This window comes from Nocardia vulneris, assembly GCF_001613425.1.
Lineage (GTDB): Bacteria > Actinomycetota > Actinomycetes > Mycobacteriales > Mycobacteriaceae > Nocardia > Nocardia vulneris.
The window spans coordinates 136,923-157,055 of the sequence record NZ_BDCI01000021.1; the positions used below are offsets into that span (position 1 = coordinate 136,923).

Sequence of the window (20,133 nt, forward strand, 5' to 3'; positions counted from 1 at the left end):
GGATGCTGCTACTCGCGGCGTGCGGGCTGGAATCCGGTGCCGCGGTGCCGCTTCGGGTCGGCCCGGGCAGCATCCAACCCGTGCCCGAGCTCGACGGTGTGCGGATCATCGTGGGGTCCAAGGACTTCACCGAGCAGAACATCCTCGGCTATCTCATCGAATTCGCGATGTCGGCGGCGGGCGCGGAGGTCCGCGACCTGACGAACATCCAGGGCTCCAACAGTCTGCGCGACGCGCAACTGCACGGCCAGATCGATGTGGCCTACGACTACACCGGCACCGGCTGGGTCAACTATCTCGGCAAGGAACAACCCATCCCGGACGAGCTCGGTCAGTTCGAAGCCGTGCGCGCGGCCGATCTGGCCGCGCACGGCATGGTCTGGACGGCCATGGCGCCGATGAACAACACCTACGCCCTGGTGACGAGTTCGGCCACCGCGCAACGCACCGGCGTGCGCACCCTGTCGGACTACGCGAAACTGGTCGGCACCGATCCCGAGGCCGCAGCGACCTGCGTCGGCACGGAATTCAATGTGCGCCAGGACGGATACCCCGGCATGGCGCGCAAGTACGACATCGACACCGGCAAGGTGCGCAAGCAGATCGTCCAGGATCCGATCGTCTATCAGGCCGTCGCCGACGCCAAACAGTGCCGGTTCGGTTCCGTCGCCGCCACCGACGGCCGCATCCCGGCCCTGGATCTGGTACTGCTGCAAGATGATCGAGCCTTCTTCCCGAAATACAACGCGGCCGTGGTGATGCGCGCGTCCTTCGCCGACGCGCACCCCCAGGTCGCCACCATCCTGGAGCCGATCTCGAAACGCCTGACCAACGAGGCCATCACCGAACTGAACCGGCAGGTCGACGTCGAGGGCCGGGAACCGGCCGAGGTCGCCCGCGACTGGATGGTCGCCGAAGGCTTCGTCACCGCTCGCTGAACAGCTGTCCCACGAACACTGTGATGTCCCGCAGACGAAATCGTCGCCGATTCCGCGTGCGGGACATCAAAGGTCCTGTCCGAGTTCAGATCCGCGGGTCGCGCCCGAGGTAGCGGAGCAGTTCGGCGACCTCGGTGTCGTCCGGCTTGCCGTCCACGACGGCCGCGTACGCGCCCCACTGCCGCAGCGGCTCGACGATCTCGGCTTCCTGGCCGCTGCCCGGCGCGGGGTGCAGGGCGCGGGCGGCTGTGAGCAGGCGCCCGGCCAGTTCGTCGGTGAGCGGGGACGGCTGCCCGGTGGCGATCGCGATATCCCAGGCGTGCACCGCGGCGTCCAGCGCGCACATCACGGCGGCCACCGGGGTGGCGAGGGCGCCGTGCGGCAGCGGGGTCGGCACGGTCTCGGTGCCGTCGGCGACCGTCGCCCACGCCGTGGCCGTCTGCTCGATCGCGTCGTCCACCAGGGCCTGCGCGGGGCCGTCGATGCTGCCCGACGGCTCGAAGGGGTTGTAGTCCGGGCCGGTGCCGATGCCGAGGAACTGCGCGAAGGCCAGCTGATCGCCCGCCGCGTGCTGCACCACCTGGGTCACGTTCCATTCCGAGCACGGGGTCGGCAGCTGCCACTGGTCGTCGCGGACGCCGGCAACGACGGTTGCCAGGGCGCGGTAGGAGTCGGTGAGCACGGCGCGCCAGACGGGGCTGAGGGTGGCGGCGGCGGTGTTGGTGGCGTTCATGTCGGAGCCTTTCGAGTTCTTGTTTCTTGCTTCTGACATGAGCTTATGCGGCCATTAGGCTAATATCGTTCCTAATATGACGACGGAAAAAATGTGATGCCGACCACAGTGCGGGTACTGCGTTTGCTGGCCTTGCTCCAAGATCGCGCGCACACCGGACGGGAACTGGCCGAGCGCTTGCAGATCACCGATCGCACGCTGCGTCACGACATCCAGCGCCTGCGCGAACTGGGCTATCCGGTGCAGGCCCAACGCGGGTCGGTGGGCGGCTACCGGCTCGGCCGCGGCACCACGATGCCGCCCCTGCTGCTCGACGACGACGAGGCGGTGGCGGTCGCGGTGGCCGTCGGCCTCGCCGAGGACGGCGCCACGGGCATCGCCGACATCGGCGACCACGTCACGCGGGCGCTCGCCAAACTGGACCAGATCCTGCCGAAACGCTTGCAGCGCAAGGTGACCGCGCTCCGTGAGGCCACCGCGATCGGCCCGGCCACCACCGGCTCACGCGAGCCCGACGCCCCGGTGCCGGCCGCGGTGCTGACCACGCTGGCCAGTGCGATCCGGGATGGCGCCACCGTCGTCGTGGAGCAGGACGAACAGTCCGGGGAAATCGAGCCCTACCGGCTGATCAATTGGCAGCGCCGCTGGTACCTCGTCGCCTATCTGCTCGAAACCCATTCCTGGAGTGCGATTCCCGTCGCCAGGGTGCGGCGCGCGAGCACCGGCAGCCGTCGGTTCGCGGCCCGCGCACTGCCCGACGACGACCTGGTCGCGTTCGTGATGCGGCATATCGCGACCACCGGCTGGCAGGTGCAGGCCCGGGTGACAGTGCTCGCCTCCGCCGAAACCGTCATCGCCAGAATCAATCCCGCGGTCGGCGTGGTCGAGGCCGTCGACGAGCACACCTGCGTGCTGCTGACCGGCGCCGACGCGCTGGAAACCATCGCCATCTACCTCAGCATGCTGATGATGGACTTCCGCGTCGAGGATCCGCCGGAGCTGATCGCGCACATCCGCACCCTCGCCCGCCGCTACACCGCGGCCGTACCGCCGGACTGAACCGGACACACGAAAGGGCCGATTCGAGCGAACTCGAATCGGCCCCAACGACGTTCAGATCAGGCGTGGCCCACCTTGGTGGCCGCGTCGGCGGCCCGGCGCATCGGGATCAGCGCGGTGAGCACGATGGCCACGATGGCCGCGGCCGTCGCGATGAGGAAGGTGGTGTGGAAGCCGTCGCGCGAGGGCAGCACGTGCGGGCCGAGCTGCATGGTCATATGCGCCAGCACCACGCTCATCACGGCCGAGGAGGTGGACGTGCCCACCGAGCGCATCAGCGAGTTCAGGCCGTTGGCCGCCGCGGTCTCGGTGATCGGCACCGCACCCATGATCAGCGCGGGCATGGCGGCGTAGGCCAGACCGACGCCCGCCGCGACGATCATCGACGCGACCATGATCTCCCAGACGCTGTTCATCAGCACCACGGCGCACAGGTAACCCGCCGCGATCACGGCCGCGCCCAGCGCGAGGGTGATCTTCGGGCCGCGGGCCGCCGACAGTCGCGCCGATACCGGCGAGAGCAGCATCATCACGAAACCGGTCGGCGCCAATGCCAATCCGGCGTTGACCATGGTCAGGCCGAAGCCGTAGCCGGTCTGCTCCGGCGCCATCAGCAGCTGCGGGAAAGTCAGCGACATGCCGTAGAGCGCGAAGCCCACCGCGATCGAGGCCAGGTTGGTGAACAGCACCCGCGGCCGCGCCGAGACCCGCAGGTCGACCAGCGGCGAACGCTGCCGGAGTTCGAACGCGCCCCAGCCGAGGAACACCACCACCGACACCGCGAACAGGATCAGCGTCGGCGCGCTCGCCCAACCCCAGTCCGCACCCTTGGTGATCGGAATGAGCAACGCCAGCAACGCGATCGACAGACCCAGCGCGCCACCGAAGTCGAATTTGGCCGGGGTACGCACCGGCGACTCCGGCACGAAGACGAAAACCAGTGCGGCACAGACGACACCGAGTCCCGCGGCGGTCCAGAACAGCATGTGCCAGTCGGCGTTCTGCGCGATGGCCGCGGCCAGCGGCAGGCCGAGGGCGCCGCCCACACCGAGGGTGGCGCTCATGATCGCCATGGCCGAACCGACCTTCTCGGCGGGCAATTCGTCGCGCATGATGCTGATGCCCAGCGGGATCGCACCGACCGCCGCACCCTGCAGGGAACGCCCGATGATCTCGGGGACCAGCGAGGAGAACGCCGCGCACACGACCGAACCCGCGACCAGCAGCAGCAGGTTGGCGAACAGCACCCGGCGCTTGCCGAACATGTCGCCGAGCCGCCCGCTGATCGGCGTCGCCACCGCGCCGGCCAGCAGGGTCGCGGTGACCACCCACGAGGCGTTGGCCGCCGAGGTGTCCAGCAGCGTGGGCAGCGACGGGATGATCGGGATGACCAGCGTCTGCATGAGCGAGACGACGACACCGACCATGCCGAGGGTCGCGATCAGCACGGCTGGCGCCGGACGCCGTCGGTCGTCGGAATCGGAGACGGTCGAAGACGCGTCGGCAGCAACACTCACGAATGTGCACGCTACACACGATGTGTATGGTGCACAATTTGATATCGGCGTGACGCACACGACATAGTGTGGCCATGTCCGATTCCGGTCCGGCCGACAACGCCGCGCTCCCCCGCCTGGTCTACGAGCTGACCCTGCTCGCCCGGCACTTTCCCGCGTCGCTGCTGCGCAGACCGGGCTTCCAGCTCGACCGCTCGGCCTTCCTCATCCTGACCAGGCTGGAATGCGACGATCCGCTGAGCCTGCGCGAGTTGTCCGAGGCTTTCCAACTCGACATCTCCACGATCAACCGCCAGGTCGCCGCGATGCTCAAGCAAGGGCTGGTCGACCGCGTGCCCGACCCCGAGGGCGGAATCGCCCGCAAGATCCGGGCCAGCAGCAAAGGACTGGAAGCGCTGGCCTCCGATCGCAGGCAGAGCCACGACGGCATCGGGGCGGTGGTCGCGGACTGGCCCGGCGCCGACATCGACCAGCTCGGCAGACTCATCGCCCGCTTCAACCAGTCCGTCGAGCACCTCGAGGACAACCCCTGGCCCCGCCCGCCCGAGGTGCGCTGACCTGCCGCTGCCCCTCGGATGTCGGATCTGTGGGCCGACGAGTTCATCTGTGCGCGATTCCTTGTCGAATCAGCACGTGTCATGGAGCTTTTCCACCGATACCCGGTGAATGAATGGAGCAGATCGTCGCGCCGGCCGATGCTGGCTGCGGCGCAGCGTGCTCGATCCGAGCGCCCGCCCCGCGAAAAAGGAAGCGACATCATGATTCTCGTTACCGGTGCCACGGGAACGGTCGGCCGGGCCCTGATCGAGCAGTTGCTCGCCGCAGGTGAACAGGTGCGAGCGGTCACGAGGCGGCCGGAGTCCGCTCGATTGCCCGCCGCCGTCGAGGTGGTCCGCGCCGAGCTGGGCGACGCGGCCGCCGTGTCCGCTGCTATGCGCGACGTCGACCGCGTCTTCCTGCTGTCCACCGGGCCCGCGATTCCCGAGCACGACGCCACGGTCGCCGGGGCTGCGGCCGCCGCGGGGGTCACCCGCCTGGTGAAGCTGTCGTCGGGCCGTGCCGGTGACGCGACGGCCACCGATCCCATCCCCACCTGGCATCGCGCCGGGGAAGCGGCGGTGTGGGCGTCCGGCGTGGCGAGCACCGTCATCCGTCCGCTGGGATTCATGTCCAACGCGCTGCACTGGGCGGGCACGGTCCGCGTGCACGGCGCCGTGCACGCGCCCTACGGCCAGGGCCGCATCGCCGTCATCGATCCGCGCGATATCGCCGCGGTCGCCGTGGCCGCGCTGACCACCGACGCGCACCTGGGGCAGATCTACACCCTCAGTGGGCCCCAAGCGCTTTCGCCCGGCGAGCAGACCGCGATCATCGGCGAGGTACTCGGCCGAAAGCTCGAATTCCGCGAGATCGCACCGGAACAGGCACGGCAGGCGCTGCTCGACCACGGCGTGCCGACCGAGCTGGCGGACGCGATCATGGCGCTGCGCGCCACCGCGCTGGCATCGTTCACCTCCGTGGTGCACGACAGCGTCGAGCGGATCACCGGCGTGCCGCCGCGCACCTTCCGGCAGTGGGCCACCGACCACGCGGCCGAATTCCGGCTCGGCGCAGCCTGACCGCGGGGCCGCCGTAGGATCGGAGCGTGAGGCTGGGTGTGGGGTTGCTCGCCGTGTCGGTGCTCGCGGCGGGCTGCGAGGCCGACTTCGGCGCGGGCGAGTGGTCCGATTGGACCGTCACGGTGAACTACACCGCGGTCGAGTCCTACCACGACGGTCCGCGCGAACCGGTGCGCGGTTGCGCCGATGCCGACTGCACCGATCCCGATGCCGAAATAGGCCTGCTGCCATCGGATTTCATCGCCGCGGTACGCGAAGAGGGCACCGGCCGGATCACCAGCGGCGCACACGCGGGAACGTACCTGAACTGGTCCTACGACACCGGTTTCTGGCTCGACTCCGCGCCGCGCGACGCCGCGGGCGAGATCTTGCGGCCGTTTCGGAGCGCCGCCGCCGACGGACTCGACCCGGGCACCCGGCTGCGCCTGACCGACTGCGGCATCATCGATCCCGAAGCCGCCGACGCGTGCACCAGATTCCAGTCCGCCGAATGGTTCGTCGGCGACGAGTTCATCCCGGGCTTCGGCGGCCCGCACCACCTGGACCTCTATGTCGGCGAGGAAACCGCCCCGGACTTCACCGACACCCCCGATTTCGTCCTGTTCGCCGGCGCGACCGTCGAACCCGTCGTCTAGACCCTGGCACGAAGTCGAACCGTGGCGGCGCCGGAGGGACATCGAGACAGGGCCTAGCTCAGCTCGCGGCGCTCAGGTAGACGCCGGGGGTGATGCCGTAGCAACGCCGGAACCAGCGGGCGAGATGGGCCTGGTCGGCGAAGCCCGCGGCGACGGCCGCCGCGGCGACCGGGCGCCCCGCCGCGATCGACCGGCGCGCGGCACGCAACCGGAGCAGCCGCTGGTAATCACTCGGGGCCAGACCGTAATTGGCACGGAACGCCCGGTACAGGGCGAACCGGCTGCACTCGGTCGCCTCGGCGAGATCGTCCATGGACAGCGGCTCGAGGTAGCGGTCGTCGAGCACGGCGCGCACCCGGCGGGCGATATCCACGCCCACCCCGCCCCCGCCGGTGCCCGACCGCACCAGCGGACGGCGCGCGCCGCGACGCACCAGCGCGGCGACCGTCGCACCGAGCGCCTCGTCCGCTGCCAGCTCGCTACCGTGTTGCCAGAGACTGGCATGCAATCTGGACAACGCCCGGGACAGCAGCGGATCGTCCAGTACCGGATCGGCGAACAGCGGCAGACCGGTCGGCCGCGCGGTCTGTTCGGTCAGCAGATCGGTGATCAACTCGGTACCGATGTGCACGATCGAATAGGTGAAACCCAGCTCGGTGGTGCTGTGCCCGTCGTGCGGTTCGTCGGGGTTGAACGCCATCACCATGCCCGCCGCGCTGACCCGGGACGCACCCCGGCAATCGAAGCTCTGCGCGCCGAACCTGGTGAGCCCGAACGAGTACGTCTCGTGGCTGTGCAGGTGATAGACGTGTCGCTCGAAATGCGCCTGCATCACCTCGACCGGACGGTCCGGCATCCGCCGGTACGTTACCCACTCACCCGCCGCCACCCCACCATTGTCGCCGCACCAGCGTTCAATACCGCGACCCGGTCGGCGCACGAGGATCGGCACCGTGCGTATTCGATTGATGCTTGTGCTGGTCATGGCGCTGTGGGGCAGCGCGTTCGCCTCGTCGAAACTGGCGGTGCACGACGTGCCGCACGAGGTGGCGGGGTTTCTGCGGTTCCTGATCGGCAGTCTGGTGCTGATCGTCGTGTTGCGTCCGCGGCGGTTGCCCGCGGCGGAGTTCACCCGCATCGCGGGGCTCGGGCTGATCGGCGTTTTCGGCTACAACCTCTTCTTCTTCCTGGGCCTGTCGCTGGCGCCCGCGGCGGACGGCAGCGTGATCGTGCCGATGACGGCGCCGGTGCTCACCTTCGCGGTGCTGAGCGCGCTCGGCCGCACTCGGCTGTCCCGGTCCGGCGCGCTGGGCCTGACCGTCGCGGTCCTCGGCGGAGTGGTGTTCTTCCTCGGCATCCCGGCGACCGGCGGGCACCGCCTGTTCGGCGATCTCGCCTTCGTCGCCGCGGCGGCCTGCTGGGCCTGCTACACCATGCTGGGTGCACCGATCCTGGCCCGGCACGCCGCGCCCACCGTCACCGTCTATGCCACCGCCGCGGGCACCGCGGTGCTCGGCCTGCTCGCCGCGCCCGTCCTGCCCGCGGTCGCGTGGTCGGAGCTGAGCCTCGGATTCTGGCTCAACCAGGCCTATCTCGGCATTCTGCCGACCGCCCTCGCCTACGTGCTCTACTACCGTGCGGTCGGTCAGGTCGGTCCGGCCACCGCGTCCACAGCGATGTTCCTGGTGCCCGCCTTCGGCTTGGCCTGCGCGTGGGTCCTGCTCGGCGAGACGATCGCACCGGTGCAGGCGGTGGGCGCGGCGGCGATGCTCGTCGGCGCGTGGCTGAGCACCCGCAAAGCCACGCCCCCGGCCGCGACACCGATCCGGAACCAGGACGAGAACCTATCCCCTGCAACGTGATCCGTGGAACCAGGCATCGACGAGACCGCGCGCCGCTAGGCTCTGCGGCTGGGTCGGGCACGACAACGGAGGCGCTTCGATTCCTACGAAACAACACGCGTGGTGGGACAACTATCTCGTCGCCCTGCTGGGGCTCGTGCTCGCAGCCGGATTCGCGTTCGCCGCGATCGCCGCGGCCGCGGGCGGCACCTACCCACTCGCCATCGCCCTGGCCGTGCTGGCCGTTCCCTTCGCGATTCCGACCGTGCTGCAGGTGCTCGGCGAGTTGCTCATCTACCTGATGATTCCCGCCGCGGTGGTCGCGTTCGTGCTGCTGCTCCCGGTTCTCGTGCTCAGCCCCGCCGCCCGGTCCCGGGCCCGGCGGCAGTGGCACCGGTACCGAGCACAGCAGCTGTGACCTGCACGGCAGACACCCGGCGAAGATCACATAGACCGGTTCCGCCCCGTCCGTAGAGTTGTCGGATACGAGCTTTTGCCACGTAACCGAGGGACGGAGGCCACAGGTGAGCGGTGGCAAATGGGACCTGCGCGGCATCGCCTGGTGGCTACCCGGGCTGGCCGTGCTGCTGGCCGGTGCACTGCTGTACTCGCCGTTCGGCGTCTCGCTGACCGCCGGGCGCGTGGTCGTCGCCGTCGCCATGGTGGCGCTGGGCGGGTCCGCGGCGTGGCGTTGGTGGTGGGCGCGGCGGGTACCGGCGGAACCGGAGACCGGCCCGCTGACACCGGTGCGCAAGCCCGATCCGCAGGCCGACGCGCAGACCCGCCGCCGAGCCCGCCGCAGCCGTGCGCTCGCGGTCGAAGCACTGGTGGCCGCAGGTTTCGCCGTGGTCGGTGGCGCCGCGGTATCGATGCCGGTATCGCTGGCTTTCGTCTGGACGGGAGCATTCTTCGTCGCGCTCGGTACCTGCGAACTGGTCGCCGGCGCACAGCGTGACGATGTGCTGGTCTCGTCCACCGCGCTGGCCGGGTGGCAGGTGCTCGCCGGGCTGGTCCTCGCGACGCTGCCCTATCGGACGGGGCTCGACTTCACCGCGTGGACGATTCTGGCGCTGCTGGTCACCGGTGTGGCGATGGTGGTACGCGGGGCCCGCCTCAGTGCTCCACTGCCGCGCGCGAGCACGCTGCGCTGGTGGCGGCCGGTGTCGGTCGGCGTGCAGTTGATCGTGCTCGCGGGCGCGCTCGGCTGGTACGGCACGATCGTCACCCAGGCCGCGCGGCAGCAGGACGAACAGGGGCGGCTGGCCGCGTTCTACGAAGTGCCACAAGGACTTTCCCCCGCCGCTCCCGGCACGGTGATTCGTTCCTCGCCGCTGCCGCTGCCAGGGGTGCGCGGCCAGGGTTGGCGCATCCTGTACTGGTCCCAGGACGGCCAGGGACGGCCGACGGTCTCCTCCGGCGTGGTGATCGCACCGCTCGGGCAGGCCGCGAACCGGCCCATCCTCAACTACACGCACGGCACCGTCAGTCTCGGCGCCGACTGCGCGCCGAGCCGGCAAGCCGATTTCGCCGCGACCATGCGGCCGTGGCTGAACGGCGCACTCGACCGCGGCTGGGTCGTCGCCGCCAGCGACTACGCGGGCGCGGCGGGCACCGGCGACGGCGAGCACTACCTGGTCACCGCCGATCAGGGGCGTGACGCCGTGAACGCCGCCCGCGCCGCCCGCAACCTGCCGGGGACCGGCGCGGGCACCGACATGGTCATCTACGGGGTCTCGCAGGGCGGTCTCATCTCTTTGGCCGCAGCCGCGTTGACGCCCGGTTATGCGCCCGAACTGCACCTGGTCGCCGACGCCGCGAACGCCGCCGCCTCGGATATCGCGGGCATTCTGCAAGCCCGGCCGCCGCAACTCGTCAATGGCTGGGCCGTCGTCCCGTTCCTCACCACCCAGTTCCCGAAGGTGTACCCGAACCTCGATCCCAATGCGCTGCTGACCCCGCAGGCCGCGCTGCGCAATCGCGAGATCGCCGCGGCCGGTTGCGCCGCAACACCTTTCAGTGCGCTGCTGCCGCGGCTCACCGCGCTCCCCGGCATGGGTGACTACTTCAAGGGCGATCCGCTCGCCGACCCCGGCTGGCGAAAAGCTTTCGAGGAGAACCGCGCACCGGATATGCCGCCGGGGATTCCGGTGTATCTGGCGCACGGTCTCGACGACGAGCTGGTCCCGGCGAAATTCACCGCGGCGCTCGCACAGCGCTACTGCGCGGCGGGCATCGACGTCACCACGCAGTGGAATCCCGGTGTCGGCCATGACAACGACAACGAACTGGCCGTCGCACCCAAGGTGCTGGACTGGTTCAGTGCGCGCCTGGCGGGCCAGTCCCCGCCCGGCACCTGTGGCCGGCCGCTGCCCGCCGGGCTCGCCGCACACTGACCCTGTCGCGGTGCGTCGCCGACGATCAGGCGACGTACGGGCGCTCGGCACGGGCGGAGCGCAAAGCCGTTCCCCACCAGACGATCTGGTCGAGCAGCTGGTCGGCGGCCAGCTGGGCCGCCGCGGGCTCGGTGAGTTCGCCTGTCTCGTCGAAGAGTTGAGCCGCACCGTGGAAGCTCACCGTGTCCCGCACCGTGACCGCATGCAGCTCGGCGAAGACGTGCCGCAGATGTTCCACGGCGCGCAGGCCGCCGGAAACGCCCCCGTAGGAAACGAATCCGATCGGCTTGGCCTGCCACTGGGTGAAGTGCCAGTCGATCGCGCTCTTCAATGCCGCCGGGTAACTGTGGTTGTACTCCGGCGTGACGATGACGAAGGCGTCCGCCGCGGTCAGCCGCGAGCCGACGGAGTGCAGTGCCTGTGCCCCTTCCGGTTCGGGCTCGTGCGACAGGTGCGCGGGCAAGCGATCCTGTGCCAGATCGATGAACTCGACCGCGACGTCGGCCCGCTGTTCGGCGCGCCGGACGAACCAGTGGGCCACCGTCGGCCCGAACCGCCCCGCCCGGGTACTACCCATGATCACTGCCAGCCGAAGCGGATTCTCCGTCATCACAATTCCTTTTGAGGTATTCGGGTGATGACGGCAAGCTTCGAACATCAACAAAGGTTGAAGTCAAGCCGAGTCGGGTGACAGGAGTCAGGGCAGCACCAAGACAGCGAGGACGGGGCGGTGGTCCGAGCCGGGGAGGTCCAGGATGCGCAGGTCACGGACGCCGATTCGGTTGTCGGCGAGGATTCGGTCCAAAGTGACCGGAGGGATACGGTCGCCGTCGTAAGGTCCCCAGGTACCCGACAATCCCTTACCGCGCACCAGGGCCGCGTCCCGGTAGCCGGAATGCAGTAGGTCGCGCATCACCGAATGGTCGAGGGTGGCGTTGAAGTCACCGGCCAGGATCCGCAGCGGACCGTCAGGGGTGGCGCGCTGCTGGCGGCGGAAGCTCTCTCGCCACGGTTCGATCGCCTCCCGGCTCGACGGCGCCGCCGGATGCGCGGACTCGACGAACACGCCGTAGTCGGTGAGTTCGGCGATGGCCTGGGTGAATCCCCACGGGTTGTGCCGTACGCCCGCGTCCCGCAACGGGATTCGAGCGAAGACGCCCGAACCGCCGACGCCTGCGGCGGGATAGCTCACGCGGTGCGGGAAGTACTGCGCGAAGGCCGCGGCGAACTCCGGCGTCAACTCCTGCACCGCAACGACATCGGCGTCCCTGGCCAGGTCGGCCAACCGGGCCGGGTCCACCCGACCCATCAGCAGGTTCACCGACATGACGCGCAGTTCCGGGCCGCGGGCGCCGCGCAGCGCGTCGCCGTCCTCCAGCCAACGCGGAACCACACACGCGGCCAGCGCGATCGCCGTCACCGCGGCGATCAAGGCTGGATACCGTTGCCGCAGCAGCACGGTCCACAACAGCGGCACCACCGACAACGCCGCCACATAGGGCGTGAAGGCGATCAGCTGCACCATCGGATACCAGGCGTCGAACCCGCCGATCCGCACGATCACCCAGATCGCCCCCGGCAGAACCGCGCCCCAGGCCGCAATCGCTTTCCCTCGCACCGCCCACACAGTAGACGCGCGTACCAGCGCAGTTGTGTCCATCCTGTGTGGATTCCGTGTTGATTCCACCGCCTCGGCTACTTTGCCGCCGGGCTCGTCGTCACCGCCGGAGCGGGCGAGGTCGTGGCCGCCGAGGTGGGTGCCACCGACGTGGTGACCGGCGGCGCGGGCGACGTGGTGACCGGCCGAATCGGCTCGGGGCACTTGCCATCCGGCTGCGCGAGAGCGTTGATCTCGTCCTTCGACCGCGGGTCACCGGTGTAGTCGAAGCGGTCCGTGCAGACCGCGCCGCAGTAGATCACGCCACAGTTGTCGGTGCCGCCCGGGGCAGGCGGCGGATTCTCACCGCACACGATGATGCCGCAATTGTCGGTACCGCCCGGCTGCGCACCGCAGACGATCACGCCGCAGTTGTCCGTGCCGCCCGGGGCCGGTGGCCGATTGTCCGCGGGGCGCGGTCGCACGCCGTCCTGCGCCTGTGCGCCCGGATTCGGTTGCGCCACTGAGAGACTCGTCGGCGATACCGTTGCGGTCGCCGCCACCGAAGTCTTGACCGTCGTACTCGACGCCGGCGTTCCCGAATCGGCCTGCTGGGCACTACATCCGGCGAACACCAGCATCGATAAGACAACTGCCGCCAGCACACTCAGGACAACGCGCAGCCGTCCACCCGTCCGGATCATCCGAACCTCGTCTCCTCCTGCTGCCGCGGCAGCACCCCCACCCGCAAGGTGGCCCGAAATATGCGGACCAACGTCCGCATATTTCGATCGAGGAAAGGCCCGTCCTCGTTACCGCCGGGAGTCCCGGGTAATCGTCGACGGCGCAGTCCATTCAGCGGCGAGGATCGCCCAGATCTGCTCGTCGTGCCACGTGCCGCCGTAGCGCCAGGCCGCGCGCGGCACGCCTTCGAGCGTCATGCCGAGTCGCTCGGCGACGGCGGAACTGCGCTCGTTGTCCGCGCGGCAATGCCATTCGGCGCGATGCAGGCCGCGCACGCCGAAGGCCCAATCCAGCAGTGCGCGACAGGCCGCGGTGACCAGACCATGCCCCTCGCCGGCGGGCTCGAGCCAGCAACCGATCTCGCAGCAACCCGCGGTGGCGTCGAAATCGACGAACATCACCCCGCCGACCAGCACGTCGTGCAGCCAAATCCCGTACAGGCGTCGGCCGTCCGCGGCTTGCCCCTCGGCGTAGCGGCGCAGCGTGCCGCGCGCGCCGGCCACATCGTCGGTGACGAACGCGGCGCTCACCCACGGCCGGATGTGCTCGCGCGCCCGATCCAGATGCGCGGCGAATTCCTCGGCCTGCCACGGCTCCAGCGGGCCGAGCCGGGCGGACTCCGTCAACGGCAGAGAGAGCACGATCGACCTCACCTTCGCACGCCGGTTCTGCCGACAACCGTAGCCGTTCAGCTCGTGGCGCAGAGTGCCGCGTCGACGACCTTCATGACATCGGCTGTGGGCTGGGCGGTTTCGGGCACCTGATTGATGCTCACCGTCACCGACCGCCCGTCTTCGGTGACACCACCGCGGGTTTCGAACCCGTCGATGTCACCGCCGTGCCCCCAGCTGTCCTTGCCGCACGGCAGCCGACGTTGCATGAGGCCGAGTCCGTAGCCTGCGGGCGGCCCCGAGACCTCCAGTGGCACAGTCCGTTTCATCTCCGCCAACTGAGCCGGCGGCACCAGTTCACCGTTCATCAGCGCGGTGAAGAACCGGTTGAGGTCCGCGCCGGTCGACACCATCGCGCCTGCCGCACCGGCCACCGACACGTTCTGTCGTGTGTAGTCGACCCGGTCCCCACCGAACACGGCGTAGCCCACCGGATGCGGCCCGCGGATGTCGGTCTCCGCGGCGTCCGGATAGTAGGTGTCGCGCAACCCGAGCGGTTCGATGACGCGGCGCGTGATCTCCTCGCCCAGCGAGCCGCCGGTCAATCGCTCGATCACCATGCCGACGATGGCGTAGTTGGTGTTGGAGTAGGCCCATCGCGCACCCGGCTCGAAGTCCGCGGGCACAGTCAAGACATTGCGCACCACCTCGTGGATGTCGGCGATCCCCCACCGCACGTGTTCGGCATGCGTATCGACCTGCCCCGGCTTCGGCGTCGCCCCGAACTCCGCCGCGTACTCCGGCAGCCCGCTGGTGTGCTGCAACAGATTTCGCATGGTGATCCGGTTGCCGTCGATCCCCGGACCGTGCACCAGCCCTGGAAGATACCGCTCCACCGGCGCGTCCAGCTCGACCTTGCCCTCGGCCACCAGTTGCAGCATGACCGTGGCGACGAACGGCTTGGTGTTGCTGCCGATCCGGAAGCGCGCGTCGTCCGCGATCGGTGTGCCGCGCTCGATATCCCCAAGCCCCGCATGCGCCGTCCACACCTGCCCCCGCTCACTCACCACCACCTGTGCGCCGGGCAGGTGATCGTCGGCGATCAGGCGATTCAAGCTCGCGACGACCTCCGCCTGTCCGGCCGAGCCGAATGCTGTTGCACCACCGGCACTCTCCGCAGAACTGCACCCCGCTACCAACACTCCCGCCACCGCCACAGCAGCGGCCAACCGACAACAAACCCTGTTACGCAACCCATTCGCTTCCCACACCGTGATCACGCTACGAGCCGCGCTGCCCCCCTCCCATCCAGCGAACACCCTTCTTTCCGGTGGTGCTGACCCCACCCCGGTCATCACCGCCTGCCCGCCCGGCTTCCGTCAGCGCTGACCACCTTCCACTGCCGATGTCCGACCCGCCCGGCATGATGACGGCATGGAGTCCGGTCAGCGCAGCGAAGCACCCCTGGTAGCCGGCGAGTACGAGATGCTCGTCGGCTTTCTCCAATTCCAGCGAGACACCTTGGACTGGAAGTGTTCCGGGCTCACCGCCGAACAGTTGCGGCGGCAGGCGGTGCCGCCGTCCACCCTCTCCTTGCTCGGCCTGGTCCGCCATCTGACCGAGGTGGAGCGCACCTGGTTCACCCGGGTCTACGCCGGCGCGGAGGCACCCCCGCTGTACTGGGCCACCGACCCCGCCGAAGACACCGACTTCCAGGTCGAGGACGCCGACCCGATCACCTCGATCCAGTTGTGGCGCACCGAATGTGACCGCTCCCGCGAAATCGTCGCCGCCAACCCGCCCCTCGACACCACCGCCACCCGCCCCTCGAACGGCAAAACCTACTCCCTGCGCTGGATCCTCCTCCACATGATTGAGGAATACGCCCGCCACAACGGCCACGCCGACCTGCTCCGCGAAGCCATCGACGGGCAGACTGGGGAGTAGCGAGCCGGGACCTACCTTCGCTACCAGATAGCCGCGACCCCGGCCCCGTTGCGGCGGAGCCGGTAGATCCGGCCGAGGGCGACACACACGAGCCGCCCTCAAGAACCTTTCCGAGCACGTCAACGCCCGATAAGTAACAAACGCCGACCACCTGCGATGTGATCCACACAACATCGATTCAGGAGGTTCGGAATGTTAACTGCGAAGCGACTCGCGGCCGGGGCCGTCGTTGCCACCGCGACGGCGGCCACCGTGTTCGCCGGTGGCGGCATGGCCCAGGCCGATGTGCCGGTCTGGGAAGCCAACTGCCACGTCTACAACATCTTCAACACCGGCGGCATGGCCAACTGCGAACTCCCCACCTGGCACCAGGTCAAACTCACCTGCGTAGCCTGGCCCGTCCCCTTCACCTACTGGAAATACGGCCCGGCCCAATACGGCCAAAACCAATCCTGGGCCAGCTGCGATTCCTTCAACGCCCTCGTCAAAGTAGAGGTGATCCAAGCCTAGGCCCCTCGAACCGCCAGCCATTGCGGTCCGCGGAGGCGACCCGCACTGTCGCGTTTAAGGATCGTCCTCCACCCTGCGGGCGGCCCCGCGTGCGCTTAGACTTCGACCGTGGGCGCATTCGGCGGTAGCGCAATGGAATTGGCCATGCCTCCGATTGCGCGGATGATCCTGCATGCGGACGGCTCCACCACCCGATTATTGGAAGCATTACTGGGGCAACCGCTGTCGCTGTCGCTGCAGGAGCAGCAGGCAACCCTCGCCGCTGCCGTGGCACCGGAGGTGCGTTTCGCGCTGGGGTGCGCGGACACCGAACAGATCATCTATCGGCGTTCCCGGCTGTGCACCTCGGCGGGTGCGGCGGTATCGAGCAACGAGGTGACCGTGGTGTGCCGCGATCCCGGCATCACCGCGCTGCTCACCGACAACTGCGCGCCGATCGGCCATGCCCTCGCGGCCGCGGGCCGTCAGCTGCCGCGCGAGCTGCTGGCCAGCGGCTGGTCGACCTGGCCGGACGATCTCCAGCACTGCGTCTACAAGGAATACCTGTTCCTGGACGCGGCCGGGGACCCCGTCGCGCACATCCGCGAACGCTTCAATCCGGTCTACGTCCCCAGCTCAGATATCCGCACGCATAGAGCGAAAACTGTTGGGGCGGATCTGTGTTCCGGAAATGTGCAATGCCCCTCGGGGTACGGCAGCAACTTTGCCGTCAGACGTTGAAGCGGAATTCGACTACGTCTCGTGTCTGAATAACCTTCCCGATCCTCCCCTGCCCGCTCTGCCCTCAAAAGCCCCGCCCAGATATCAGTGCCCCCTTCCGACGAGTACACGATCCGTTACCTCGGTCAGCGCATGGAGCCGCGCCCGGCGTGACCCAAGATCTGAAGAGTTGCGTATTCCAGAAAGATAATCACTTACAATTCTCGAAGCTTGCTCCTCCGGCATAACCAGCAATGCCGAGAGATTCGATATCAGCGAGTGAGACTCCTCTGAGCGTTCCTCCTGAGACAGATCTCTTCTGAATGAAGAAACAGCTCGCTGAAATTGATCCAGGGCATCTCGATACGATCGGCGAGCAGTCGCGGACGCCCCGTCAATGAGTTCGAAATAGTTCCAGCCAACATTTATTAGTGTATACAGGTCGACAATATTCGACCACCGCGTTCGCCCCTCCCACTTAACGATGCCTGTTAGAAGGGTCAGCAGCTTGAGGAACTGTCGAGACTTTTCCTCATATGCAGAAAATTCGCTTGCAAACAAGTTGTATCGCTCGTCAAGCTCTGATTTCTTGTTGGAGACACCAAAGATGCAGGTTCCGAAGATTTCCGCATAAAACTCCAGATCGCCTCCCCGCTTCCGCCTTTCTCCACTGAACACTCCGGAAATCGAGTTTATTTCGTGAGCGACGCAATCCTTCAGAAACTCGTTGAACTCTCCGGGTAAGAGCGCATTTCGGAGTTCCTGATCGGTCAGAACCATGTTGACGCGATTTACGCGAGCAAACACTGAACGAACGAATTCGTCCCCCAAGTTCGACAGACGACGAATCGGAAAGCGGTACTGGAAGAATTTCTGTCGCACATCCGGCGGTAAGTCACGAAAGTAGAAACCATCGAATTGACTTCGCAAATCAGCATCCTCAAGTTCATCGAGAGGATACTTATTATCAAGGAATTCCAAAAGGGCAGTCAATCGTTGCTGGCCATCGACGACGGATACAGTCTGGTCACCATCCGGACTGGTCTCGTAGGAGAGATAGATCTCCGGAATCGGAAAACCAAGCAATATAGTCTCCATGAGGGAGACCTTTGCACGAACAGGCCAAACTGCCTTCCTTTGATACTCAGGTTGAAGTACCAGCTCTCCCGAATCGCTCATTTTTCGAAATTCAGCGACTACCTTTGACTCTATCTCGAACTTGAGTGAATCATTTGCCATTGGCTACTCCATCTTCAATCGCACGATCCCGGGCCTTACCAACACCGACGAGCTGATAGTCCCGAAGCGCTCGATGGCTTCGATAAATTCGATAGTTCACATCCCGACCACGAAACTCTCTTCCAAGCAGCTCGGTTATCATGTCCCGAGCCTTGGACCACTTCTCGCCTATAGATGAGAGGCGAGGAAGCACCGTATCCGTTCCAATGCACTCTTCAAAGACCAGTTTTCGTAAGTAGCTTTTATCATTCTTGAATTCTTCGGTCTCAAGCAGCCGCTTGAGCTCGACCCACGTGGTCTCAAATATCTCAGGCGATACGACCGCTATATCTAAATCTGATCCATCATGAAACACCCTGAAATGTTTATCTGGATTCAGAGAATACCCCAATCGTGCACTACCTACGAGCTGAACGCCTACAGGGTCGACATCCAACCGGTCAGCAACCAGGTGACGCCATCGAACATATTCGACCTCTTGCGGCCAAATCACGGGAGTTCCTTCGAAGAGGCGTGCAGTCACAAAGTAGCTAACATTCTTGTCCATCGCACAGAAGTCGTTCCAGAACCTTGCCAACCCCTCGCTGCCCGGCACCGTAAGCCCTCTCTTCGCATGTTTGGGGACCAACCAGTCAGGGTCCGAAACCTCACATTGGGGGATTTTACTGGCCAGTGACCATCCGCGATGGCGATTTAAGGAAAAACCTGCAAACTCGATTCCGCGAAAACTCGTACAGTTGGCAGTAGCCGAGGCGGATAGAGGGCCTGTACCTTCCCAGCTAAATCGGATGACATTCATCGCTTAGCTTCGTCTGCGCGCAATTCTTTGCACTCATAGGAATGGGCTAGGCCAAGCACGAGCTACGCTGATTACCACCGTCACGTTAGCGATCGCGCAAAAACGTGATACCTACACGTTGAAACGAAACTCGACGACGTCGCCGTCGTGCATGATGTAGTCCTTGCCTTCCATGCGGACCTTGCCGGCGGATTTGGCGGCGGGCATGGAGCCGGCTTCGATGAGGTCGGTGTAGGCGACTACTTCGGCTTTGATGAAGCCGCGTTCGAAGTCGGTGTGGATGACGCCTGCGGCTTTGGGGGCGGTGTCGCCCTGGTGGATGGTCCAGGCGCGGGCCTCTTTCGGGCCTGCGGTGAGGTAGGTCTGCAGGCCGAGGGTGTGGAAACCGGCGCGGGCCAGGGCGTGCAGGCCGGGTTCAGTCTGGCCGATGGATTCGAGGAGTTCGAGGGCGGACTCGTCGTCCAGCTCGAGCAGTTCGGCCTCCACCTTGGCGTCGAGGAAGACCGCATCCGCCGGTGCGACAGCGGCTTTCAGCTCGGCGACCTTCGCCTCGTCGGTCAGCACCGATTCGTCGGCGTTGAAGACGTAGAGGAAAGGTTTGGTGGTGAGCAGCGAAAGTTCTTTGAGCAGTTCGGTATCCACCTTGTTGCCCGCGGCGAACAAGGTGGTGCCCTCGTTCAGGATCTCCTGCGCGGCCTTGGCGGCGTCGGCGATCGGCTTGCGATCCTTCTTGATCTTCGCTTCCTTCTCGAAGCGCGGGACCGCCTTCTCCAGGGTCTGCAGATCGGCGAGGATGAGCTCGGTCTCGATCACCTCGATATCGGCGGCGGGATCGACCCGGCCGTCCACGTGCACCACGTCGTCGTCGGCGAACACCCGCACGACCTGGCAGATGGCGTCGGCCTCACGGATGTTGGCGAGGAACTTGTTGCCGAGGCCGGCGCCCTCGGAGGCACCCTTCACGATGCCCGCGATATCGACGAACGACACGACGGCGGGCACGATCCGCTCGGAACCGAAGATCTCGGCGAGCTTGTTCAACCGCGGATCGGGCAGCGGCACGACGCCGACGTTCGGCTCGATGGTCGCGAACGGATAGTTCGCGGCGAGCACGTCGTTCTTGGTCAGCGCGTTGAAAAGCGTCGACTTTCCGACGTTGGGCAGGCCGACGATTCCGAGGGTGAGACTCACGAGAACAGAAGTCTACGCGGCAGACGCACTTCTACCTGCACCGGCCGCCATCCCCACGGTT

At 66.8% G+C, this 20,133-nt stretch carries 22 protein-coding genes; 11 read left to right on the plus strand and 11 right to left on the minus strand.

Features of this window, described 5'->3' with window-relative positions; all coding sequences use genetic code 11:
* The first annotated feature begins 2 nt into the window (after positions 1–2).
* The gene (locus tag NVU01S_RS22660) at positions 3–938 is read left to right on the plus strand and encodes a glycine betaine ABC transporter substrate-binding protein (protein WP_052280302.1); all 936 of its coding nucleotides are present in this window, start codon (positions 3–5) and stop codon (positions 936–938) included.
* A gap of 85 nt (positions 939–1,023) precedes the next feature.
* On the opposite strand, the gene NVU01S_RS22665 is transcribed toward NVU01S_RS22660, so the two are convergent.
* Positions 1,024–1,671 (minus strand): TIGR03086 family metal-binding protein, encoded by a 648-nt coding sequence (locus NVU01S_RS22665; RefSeq protein WP_043666003.1) that lies wholly within the window; start codon positions 1,669–1,671, stop codon positions 1,024–1,026.
* 96 nt (positions 1,672–1,767) lie between these two features.
* On the opposite strand from NVU01S_RS22665, the gene NVU01S_RS22670 reads away from it, so the two are divergent.
* Entirely contained in the window at positions 1,768–2,730 is a 963-nt protein-coding gene (locus NVU01S_RS22670) for a helix-turn-helix transcriptional regulator (RefSeq protein ID WP_043666006.1), read from the plus strand.
* Between the two features lie 59 nt (positions 2,731–2,789).
* On the opposite strand, the gene NVU01S_RS22675 is transcribed toward NVU01S_RS22670, so the two are convergent.
* Positions 2,790–4,247 (minus strand): MFS transporter, encoded by a 1,458-nt coding sequence (locus tag NVU01S_RS22675; protein ID WP_201773618.1) that lies wholly within the window; start codon positions 4,245–4,247, stop codon positions 2,790–2,792.
* A gap of 74 nt (positions 4,248–4,321) precedes the next feature.
* On the opposite strand from NVU01S_RS22675, the gene NVU01S_RS22680 reads away from it, so the two are divergent.
* The 3 genes from NVU01S_RS22680 (at position 4,322) to NVU01S_RS22690 (ending at position 6,501) form a co-directional block, all read left to right on the plus strand.
* On the plus strand, positions 4,322–4,804 hold the full coding sequence (locus NVU01S_RS22680) for a MarR family winged helix-turn-helix transcriptional regulator (RefSeq protein ID WP_052280287.1): 483 nt from the start codon (positions 4,322–4,324) through the stop codon (positions 4,802–4,804).
* Positions 4,805–5,005: 201 nt separating this feature from the next.
* Positions 5,006–5,866, plus strand: coding sequence for an NAD(P)H-binding protein (locus NVU01S_RS22685; protein ID WP_043666012.1), 861 nt, complete (start codon positions 5,006–5,008; stop codon positions 5,864–5,866).
* Between the two features lie 26 nt (positions 5,867–5,892).
* Entirely contained in the window at positions 5,893–6,501 is a 609-nt protein-coding gene (locus NVU01S_RS22690) for a hypothetical protein (protein ID WP_244467140.1), read from the plus strand.
* 58 nt (positions 6,502–6,559) lie between these two features.
* Here NVU01S_RS22690 and NVU01S_RS22695 read toward each other — a convergent pair whose 3' ends face one another.
* The gene (locus NVU01S_RS22695) at positions 6,560–7,357 is read right to left on the minus strand and encodes an AraC family transcriptional regulator (protein ID WP_052280303.1); all 798 of its coding nucleotides are present in this window, start codon (positions 7,355–7,357) and stop codon (positions 6,560–6,562) included.
* A gap of 97 nt (positions 7,358–7,454) precedes the next feature.
* On the opposite strand from NVU01S_RS22695, the gene NVU01S_RS22700 reads away from it, so the two are divergent.
* The 3 genes from NVU01S_RS22700 to NVU01S_RS22710 all read left to right on the plus strand — a co-directional run bounded on the left by NVU01S_RS22700 (position 7,455) and on the right by NVU01S_RS22710 (position 10,735).
* Positions 7,455–8,363: a DMT family transporter gene (locus NVU01S_RS22700; RefSeq protein ID WP_156161454.1), complete on the plus strand. Its 909-nt coding sequence runs from the start codon at positions 7,455–7,457 to the stop codon at positions 8,361–8,363.
* Positions 8,364–8,499: 136 nt separating this feature from the next.
* On the plus strand, positions 8,500–8,760 hold the full coding sequence (locus tag NVU01S_RS22705) for a hypothetical protein (protein WP_043666021.1): 261 nt from the start codon (positions 8,500–8,502) through the stop codon (positions 8,758–8,760).
* Between the two features lie 106 nt (positions 8,761–8,866).
* Entirely contained in the window at positions 8,867–10,735 is a 1,869-nt protein-coding gene (locus NVU01S_RS22710; protein ID WP_043666024.1) for a lipase family protein, read from the plus strand.
* A gap of 25 nt (positions 10,736–10,760) precedes the next feature.
* Here the strand turns inward: NVU01S_RS22710 and NVU01S_RS22715 are convergent, their stop codons facing one another.
* The 5 genes from NVU01S_RS22715 to NVU01S_RS22735 form a co-directional block, all read right to left on the minus strand.
* Positions 10,761–11,345 carry an NADPH-dependent FMN reductase gene (locus NVU01S_RS22715; protein WP_043666027.1) on the minus strand — a complete coding sequence of 195 codons (585 nt, stop codon included), beginning with the start codon at positions 11,343–11,345 and terminating at the stop codon, positions 10,761–10,763.
* Between the two features lie 87 nt (positions 11,346–11,432).
* On the minus strand, positions 11,433–12,353 hold the full coding sequence (locus NVU01S_RS22720) for an endonuclease/exonuclease/phosphatase family protein (protein WP_244467141.1): 921 nt from the start codon (positions 12,351–12,353) through the stop codon (positions 11,433–11,435).
* 77 nt (positions 12,354–12,430) lie between these two features.
* A complete protein-coding gene (locus tag NVU01S_RS22725) occupies positions 12,431–13,036 on the minus strand; it encodes a hypothetical protein (RefSeq protein WP_156161455.1) in 606 nt (201 codons plus the stop codon).
* Between the two features lie 108 nt (positions 13,037–13,144).
* Positions 13,145–13,717, minus strand: coding sequence for a GNAT family N-acetyltransferase (locus NVU01S_RS22730; protein ID WP_043666273.1), 573 nt, complete (start codon positions 13,715–13,717; stop codon positions 13,145–13,147).
* A gap of 47 nt (positions 13,718–13,764) precedes the next feature.
* Positions 13,765–14,802 (minus strand): serine hydrolase domain-containing protein, encoded by a 1,038-nt coding sequence (locus NVU01S_RS22735; RefSeq protein ID WP_244467142.1) that lies wholly within the window; start codon positions 14,800–14,802, stop codon positions 13,765–13,767.
* 319 nt (positions 14,803–15,121) lie between these two features.
* On the opposite strand from NVU01S_RS22735, the gene NVU01S_RS22740 reads away from it, so the two are divergent.
* From NVU01S_RS22740 to NVU01S_RS22750, 3 genes are all read left to right on the plus strand, one after another.
* Complete coding sequence (locus NVU01S_RS22740; RefSeq protein ID WP_043666039.1) at positions 15,122–15,634, plus strand: DinB family protein; 513 nt, start codon at positions 15,122–15,124, stop codon at positions 15,632–15,634.
* Between the two features lie 192 nt (positions 15,635–15,826).
* Positions 15,827–16,144: a hypothetical protein gene (locus NVU01S_RS22745; RefSeq protein ID WP_043666042.1), complete on the plus strand. Its 318-nt coding sequence runs from the start codon at positions 15,827–15,829 to the stop codon at positions 16,142–16,144.
* A gap of 144 nt (positions 16,145–16,288) precedes the next feature.
* Positions 16,289–16,864 carry a chorismate--pyruvate lyase family protein gene (locus tag NVU01S_RS22750; protein ID WP_156161456.1) on the plus strand — a complete coding sequence of 192 codons (576 nt, stop codon included), beginning with the start codon at positions 16,289–16,291 and terminating at the stop codon, positions 16,862–16,864.
* Between the two features lie 84 nt (positions 16,865–16,948).
* Here NVU01S_RS22750 and NVU01S_RS42615 read toward each other — a convergent pair whose 3' ends face one another.
* The 3 genes from NVU01S_RS42615 to ychF form a co-directional block, all read right to left on the minus strand.
* Complete coding sequence (locus NVU01S_RS42615; RefSeq protein WP_082031897.1) at positions 16,949–18,082, minus strand: DUF262 domain-containing protein; 1,134 nt, start codon at positions 18,080–18,082, stop codon at positions 16,949–16,951.
* A complete protein-coding gene (locus NVU01S_RS43520) occupies positions 18,072–18,881 on the minus strand; it encodes a hypothetical protein (protein ID WP_156161457.1) in 810 nt (269 codons plus the stop codon). Before NVU01S_RS43520 ends, NVU01S_RS42615 begins: the two co-directional genes overlap by 11 nt.
* A gap of 111 nt (positions 18,882–18,992) precedes the next feature.
* On the minus strand, positions 18,993–20,072 hold the full coding sequence (ychF, locus tag NVU01S_RS22760) for a redox-regulated ATPase YchF (protein ID WP_014988021.1): 1,080 nt from the start codon (positions 20,070–20,072) through the stop codon (positions 18,993–18,995).
* Between the last annotated feature and the right edge of the window lie 61 nt (positions 20,073–20,133).

Bases quoted from the DNA above. Each gene is read 5' to 3' on its own strand.
- NVU01S_RS22665 (WP_043666003.1), bottom strand. From the start codon at position 1,671: ATGAACGCCACCAACACCGCCGCCGCCACCCTCAGCCCCGTCTGGCGC.
- NVU01S_RS22750 (WP_156161456.1), top strand. From the start codon at position 16,289: ATGCCTCCGATTGCGCGGATGATCCTGCATGCGGACGGCTCCACCACC.
- NVU01S_RS22695 (WP_052280303.1), bottom strand. From the start codon at position 7,357: ATGCCGGACCGTCCGGTCGAGGTGATGCAGGCGCATTTCGAGCGACAC.
- NVU01S_RS22670 (WP_043666006.1), top strand. From the start codon at position 1,768: ATGCCGACCACAGTGCGGGTACTGCGTTTGCTGGCCTTGCTCCAAGAT.
- NVU01S_RS22685 (WP_043666012.1), top strand. From the start codon at position 5,006: ATGATTCTCGTTACCGGTGCCACGGGAACGGTCGGCCGGGCCCTGATC.
- NVU01S_RS22725 (WP_156161455.1), bottom strand. From the start codon at position 13,036: ATGATCCGGACGGGTGGACGGCTGCGCGTTGTCCTGAGTGTGCTGGCG.
- NVU01S_RS43520 (WP_156161457.1), bottom strand. From the start codon at position 18,881: ATGAATGTCATCCGATTTAGCTGGGAAGGTACAGGCCCTCTATCCGCC.
- NVU01S_RS22745 (WP_043666042.1), top strand. From the start codon at position 15,827: ATGTTAACTGCGAAGCGACTCGCGGCCGGGGCCGTCGTTGCCACCGCG.
- NVU01S_RS22715 (WP_043666027.1), bottom strand. From the start codon at position 11,345: ATGACGGAGAATCCGCTTCGGCTGGCAGTGATCATGGGTAGTACCCGG.
- NVU01S_RS22660 (WP_052280302.1), top strand. From the start codon at position 3: ATGCTGCTACTCGCGGCGTGCGGGCTGGAATCCGGTGCCGCGGTGCCG.
- NVU01S_RS22740 (WP_043666039.1), top strand. From the start codon at position 15,122: ATGGAGTCCGGTCAGCGCAGCGAAGCACCCCTGGTAGCCGGCGAGTAC.
- NVU01S_RS22680 (WP_052280287.1), top strand. From the start codon at position 4,322: ATGTCCGATTCCGGTCCGGCCGACAACGCCGCGCTCCCCCGCCTGGTC.
- NVU01S_RS42615 (WP_082031897.1), bottom strand. From the start codon at position 18,082: ATGGCAAATGATTCACTCAAGTTCGAGATAGAGTCAAAGGTAGTCGCT.